Below are 5,638 nucleotides of genomic sequence, written 5' to 3'. Positions count from 1 at the left end.
GATGGTTTCACCCGCTTGCGCCACGACGTGGGTGCCCGCCTCTACCTGCTGGATGCTGGTGCCGATGAGGGTTTTGATCTCTTTGGCCGCCGCCGCCGAGCGGCCGGCCAACGCCCGCACCTCGGATGCCACCACGGCAAATCCCCGGCCCTGCTCGCCCGCGCGGGCGGCTTCCACCGCAGCGTTCAGCGCCAAGATGTTGGTCTGAAAGGCGATGCCATCGATGACGCTGATGATTTCTCCGATTTGGTTGGACGACGACCGGATGTTCTCCATGGTGTGCACCACCTGGGCGATGACTTCGCCGCCTCGGGTGGCGGCCGCGGCATTGTTTTGCACAATGGCGCTGGCACCCCGTACGGTGTCGGAACTTTGCTTTACGGTGGCCGCAATCTGCTCCATGCTGGCAGCAGACTTCTGCAGGCTGGCCGCGTTGGCCTCCGTGCGTTGGGAGAGGTCGTGGGACGCAGATGCAATTTCCTTGCTGGCGGTTTGTACATTGGCGGCACCGTCGCGCACACTGCTGGCGATGTTGCGCAGACTGCTTTGCATGGCACCCATGGTCAGCATCAACTGGGCGGCTTCGTCCGAACCCCAGGGCTGGGGCGCGTTGGTGAGGTTGCCTTGGGTAATCTCTGTCAAGTGCCCGGCCACTTCGCGCAGCCCGCCCATCATGACCTTGTAGAAGGCCTGCATCAGGTACAAGGCTAGCAGCACAAATACCAGGCACAGCCCTGCGTCGAAGTAGATTTTCTGGGTGATCCTTGCGACACGGGCCTGCAGCTGGCTATCCAGGCGGGTGCGCAGTTGTTTGTCGATCGTCCGCTGCCGCTCGACTGCGGTGTTGGCCAGTGCCAAGAAGCCCGCGGCATCACCGTTGATGGCTTCGCCCAGAACCTGTTTGTCCAGCGCGGCCAAAAATGCCTCCCGCGCGCTGTCGACGCTTGGCATGTCGAATTTCGGGGCAACATCCGGGAAATTCTCCACGCCCTGCTTGAAGGAGTTTTCTACGTGCGCATCCACATAATCCACCAGGGCGAGCGTGTTGTGCAGCAGTTGGCTACGGTTGGGCGACAGCGCCTCTTTTTCCAGCAGCGCGGTGTAGCCCAGGCCGCGCAGGCGGGCCAGGTACTCAGAGTACTGGGGGCCCAGCAGAACGCCCACATTCATCAGGTGGTAGGTGTCTAGCTCAGGGTCTAACGCCAGCTGCGAATCGTCCGCGATGTGGGCGATCAGGCCAATGGCTGCGTCGATGGCGGCGGTGTGCGTGGTGAAGAGGGTGTCCGCATCGGCTGTTGGCGGTGTCTGGGCCAATCCGCCCAGCGCCTTGCGCAGGGCCTCAAAGCCAGCGGCCGTGGCCGCAGCGGGGCCAAAGGCTTTTTGCTGGGCGGCTACCGCGTCGAAGGCGCTCTGGGTTTTGGATTGGGTTTCTGCCAGGTCGGTAGCTTTGGCCATTGCAGAGCGGCGCTGGTTCTGGATGGCCGTGATCAACTCGGTGACGGGCTGGACATACACCAGACCCGCTTGTTCGCTGCGCGTGGATTCGATCTGGTTGCTTGCGTCGGTCCACAGCAACCACAGCATGATCACCAAGGGCACCAGAAACATGGTGCTGATCCAGGCCGCCTTGGCAGGAAAGCTAATGCTGCGGAACAAACGCACACCCGGTGCTAGCCAGCCGTGGTAGCTGAAAAACGAGCCAAAACCGCCACCGACATTGTTGCGATTGTCCATAGCGCAGAGCCTCTTGTTTTTAGTTAACTTACATAAAGTTACTTTATTAAAGGTATGTTAGCGCATGGATCTGTCCAAGCGCCAACATAAATTTGCTGGCTTATTACTCCATTGGACTGGTGTTGATCTGCATCAAGCCCAGCGCTGCAAAGATATGTTTTTTAGGCCGCCATGCGGATGCCAATGGCCCGCGCAACGCCCGATTAACAACAAGCGCAACCGGCTCGGTGCCTGAGCCTTTGGTAGTTGGCTTCCACGCTCTGGCCGTGGGCGCTGCTGGCGCGGCGGGGTTCTGCGGTGGTCAGCGTCAAGACCCGCTGGGCGGCACTGCCACAGACGGGGCAGGCGCAGGGGTCATCCCTTTCGGCCAGTCGGCGGATGGCTTCAAAGCCGCCACAGGCGGGGCAGACGTAGTCGTAGGTGGGCATAAGCGGAAATCTGTCTCAAGGCATGCCATTGCGGCCATGCAAACGGTAGCCGGGGCGCAGGCTCAGGCGTTCGTAGTAGGCCTGCACGGCGGGCAGGTTGGGCCGGTCGATGGGGGCCGCAAACCAGCGGTGGGTCGCCAGGCCCAGCACGATGTCGGCCAGGCTGAAGTCGGCTCCGGTGGCGTAGGCCCCGGTTTTTTGTAGTTGGCCGTCCAGCATCGCCATATGCAGGTTCCAGGTGTTGACGCTGGTGGCGATGGCTACCGGGTCGGTGTGGGTCGGGCTATGGCGCACCAGCGCCATGAAGGCGTAGCGCCAGGCGTTGTTCAGCTCGGTGGCCTGCCAATCCATCCATTGCTCTACCATAGCGCGGGCTTGCGGCGCGGTGGGGAGCAGGTCGGCACGGGCATGTTGCGCGGCCAGGTAACGGCAAATCGCGTTGGATTCCCACAGCACAAAGTCGCCATCGCGGATGACCGGCACCAGCGCGTTGGGGTTCAGCGCGCGGAACGCGTCCACCTCGGTGGGTTGGAAGCCGGAGCCCCATTGCTGGTGCTCAAAAGGAAGGTCCAGTTCGGCGCACAGCCAGAGCACCTTGCGCACGTTGATGGACGTGGATTTACCCAGTAGTTGCAGCATGGCGGTGCGGGTCAGAGACGTTTAGCGTGGCTGGTAGCCAATCACGCGCCACTGGCCGTCGGCCTCGCGCACGGTGGTGACGAGTTCTTCCACGTCTTTTTTGCCCGCAAAGTGGGCATCAAAAATCGCCGTGACGTATTCGCCGTCAGGCCGACCAGGCAAGGTGGTTTTATAGACCACGGTGGAGGCGGTGCGGCTCTCGAACGCGCCAAACGGTGCGCGCACGCCGGGAATGCTGTCCATCCACTGGCCAATTTGCACCATGTTGCGGAAGGTTTGGCTGCTGGCTTCGTAGGCTCCGCCCCAGTTACCCCGGTCCAGCATGGACAGCCAACCGGCGGCGGCGAGCTGGCCTGCGGCCTGTTTCGCCAGTTCTTCGGAGGCTGCTGCAGCGGCCGAGGCGGCGGGTGCGGCGGCCGGTTTGGCGGTCTGGGCCTGGGCGGTGTGTGCCAACAATAAGGCCGATGTGGCCACACACAGGCTGAGACAACGGGTCAAAGGGGCAAATTTAAACAAAGTCATACGTCTTCCGGTAGCGGTCAATAGAGGGAGTGTAGGCGCTGCGCTGCGGCCCAACCTCCCTCTAACGCCGCCCGCTGGCGGCCGGTTGGCGGGTTTTACATTAGTTTGCCGCTGCCAGTGCCGCTGTGCGGATGCTCTCTAAGGTGCTGCTGGGCGTGATGGCCTCGGGGTCCAGCAGGCAGTGCAGGATGGCCGGTTTACCGCTGGCCCGGGCGCGCGCTAGGGCCGGGGCAAATTCTGCGGTGGCCACCACCCTTTCGCCATGGCCGCCAAAGGCCTGGGCGTAGGCGCAGAAGTCGGGGTTGTGCAGTGCGGTGGCGCTGACGCGGCCGGGGTAGTGCCGCTCCTGGTGCATGCGGATGGTGCCCAGCATGGCGTTGTCCAGCAGCACCACCAGAATGGGCAGGCCGTATTGCACGGCGGTGGCGAATTCCTGGCCGTGCATCAAAAAGTCGCCGTCACCCGCAAACACCACCACCTCGCGCTGCGGCCACAGGCGCTTGGACCCCACGCCCGCAGGCAGGCCGTAGCCCATGGAGCCGCTGGTGGGTGCGAGCTGGCTGGCGTAGGTGGTAAACGGCCAGAAGCGGTGCACCCAGGTGGCGAAGTTGCCCGCGCCGTTGCAGAAAATGGTGTCGGCGGGCAGTACTTCGCGCAGATGCTGCATCACCGCACCCATTTGCAGCGGGCCGGGAATGTGGATGGGGGCCGGGTCGCTCCAGCGCAGGTAGTCGGCGTGGGCGGCTTCTGTCTCGACTTGCCACGCGGGTAGGGTCGCCGGGCGTAACGCACTGACGGCTTCGGCAAACGCCTGCGGCGTGGCGTGGATGGACTGGGCCGCCCGGTACAGCTTGCCGAATTCGGCGGCATCGGCAACCACATGCACCAGGCTCTGCTGCGGCGTGGGAATGGCCAGCAGCGTGTAGCCTTGCGACGGCACTTCCGACAAGCGCCCGCCCACCAGCAACACCATGTCTGCGTTGCGGATGCGCGCCAGCAGCCGCGGATTGGCCCCCAGCCCCAGGTCGCCGCCGTAGCAGCGGTGCGTGTGGTCAAACAGCATTTGGCGGCGGAACGAGCAGAACACCGGCAGCGCAAACGCCTCGGCAAACGCCCGGAACTGCTGCACCGCCAGCTCCGACCAGCGGCTGCCGCCCAGAACCACTACCGGGCGCTGCGCCGCCGCCAGCCGCTGCTGCAGTTCGGCCAGCGGCGCGGGGCCGGGGTGGGTTTCGGTGACGGCGTAGGGCAGGGCATCGGCCACCGTGGCGGCCTCGGTCAGCATGTCTTCCGGCAGGGCGATCACCACCGGGCCAGGGCGGTCCGAAGTGGCCGCGTGGAAGGCGCGCGACACCAGCTCGGGCAGGCGTGCCGGGTCGTCCACCTGCACCACCCACTTGGCCATGCTGCCAAACACCGCGCTGTAGTCCAGCTCTTGAAACGCCTCGCGCCCCAGCGCGCCGCGCGCCACCTGGCCCACAAACAGCAGCAGCGGCGTGGCGTCCTGGTGCGCGATGTGCACGCCCGCCGCCGCGTTGGTAGCACCCGGCCCGCGCGTCACAAAGCACACGCCGGGTTGCCCGGTGAGCTTGCCCTGTGCCTCGGCCATCATGGCCGCGCCGCCTTCCTGGCGGCACACGGTGACGGCGATGGGCGCGTCGTGCAGGGCATCCAGCACCGCTAAAAAGCTTTCGCCGGGCACGCAAAACAGCTGCTGCACGCCGTGCAGAACCAGTTGGTCCACCAGAATCTGGCCACCGGTACGCGTCATGGCTTTAGCTTCCGATGTCAAAGGTGACACCTTGCGCCAACGGCAGCGCGGTGGAGTAGTTGATGGTGTTGGTGGCGCGGCGCATGTAGGCCTTCCAGCTGTCCGAGCCCGATTCGCGGCCACCGCCGGTCTCCTTTTCTCCCCCAAACGCACCGCCAATCTCTGCGCCGCTGGGGCCGATGTTGACGTTGGCAATGCCGCAGTCCGAGCCGTTGCTGGCCATGAAGCGCTCGGCCTCGCGCAGGTTCAGGGTGAAGATGGACGAGGACAGGCCCGCCCCCACGGCGTTGTGCCAGTCGATCGCCTGGTCCAGCGACTGGTAGCGCAGCACGTACAGGATGGGCGCAAAGGTCTCGCGCAGCGCCGGCCCTGCGTGCTCGGCCAGTTCCACCAGGGCCGGGCGCACGTAAAAAGCATCGGCCTCGCTGTCCACCCGCCCGCCGCCGTGCACCGTGGCACCCAGGGCACGGCTTTCGGCCAGCGCCGCCTGCATGCCGTCAAACGCCGCCCGGTCGATCAGCGGCCCCACCAGCGTGCCCGGGGC

The 5,638-nt window shown here is 64.9% G+C and carries 6 protein-coding genes; all 6 read right to left on the bottom strand.

The annotated features are described in order from the left end of the window. A partial coding sequence (locus ABI213_RS01375; RefSeq protein ID WP_348025783.1) for a methyl-accepting chemotaxis protein occupies positions 1–1,734 on the bottom strand: 1,734 nt, incomplete at its 3' end. A 203-nt stretch (positions 1,735–1,937) separates the two neighbouring features. Next, positions 1,938–2,162, bottom strand: coding sequence for a zinc ribbon domain-containing protein (locus ABI213_RS01370; protein WP_348006810.1), 225 nt, complete (start codon positions 2,160–2,162; stop codon positions 1,938–1,940). Positions 2,163–2,177: 15 nt separating this feature from the next. After that, complete coding sequence (locus tag ABI213_RS01365; protein ID WP_348006811.1) at positions 2,178–2,801, bottom strand: glutathione S-transferase; 624 nt, start codon at positions 2,799–2,801, stop codon at positions 2,178–2,180. Between the two features lie 21 nt (positions 2,802–2,822). Beyond that, a complete protein-coding gene (locus ABI213_RS01360) occupies positions 2,823–3,323 on the bottom strand; it encodes a DUF4019 domain-containing protein (RefSeq protein ID WP_348006812.1) in 501 nt (166 codons plus the stop codon). A gap of 100 nt (positions 3,324–3,423) precedes the next feature. Next, a complete protein-coding gene (locus tag ABI213_RS01355) occupies positions 3,424–5,094 on the bottom strand; it encodes a thiamine pyrophosphate-binding protein (RefSeq protein WP_348006813.1) in 1,671 nt (556 codons plus the stop codon). A 4-nt stretch (positions 5,095–5,098) separates the two neighbouring features. Then, on the bottom strand, positions 5,099–5,638 hold a 540-nt coding region (locus tag ABI213_RS01350; RefSeq protein ID WP_348025781.1), incomplete at its 5' end, for an aldehyde dehydrogenase family protein.

This window comes from Rhodoferax sp. (assembly GCF_039922535.1).
GTDB lineage: Bacteria > Pseudomonadota > Gammaproteobacteria > Burkholderiales > Burkholderiaceae_C > Rhodoferax_B.
Note: the sequence above shows the minus strand (reverse complement) of the source record. Positions and strands in the feature narration are given on the sequence as shown.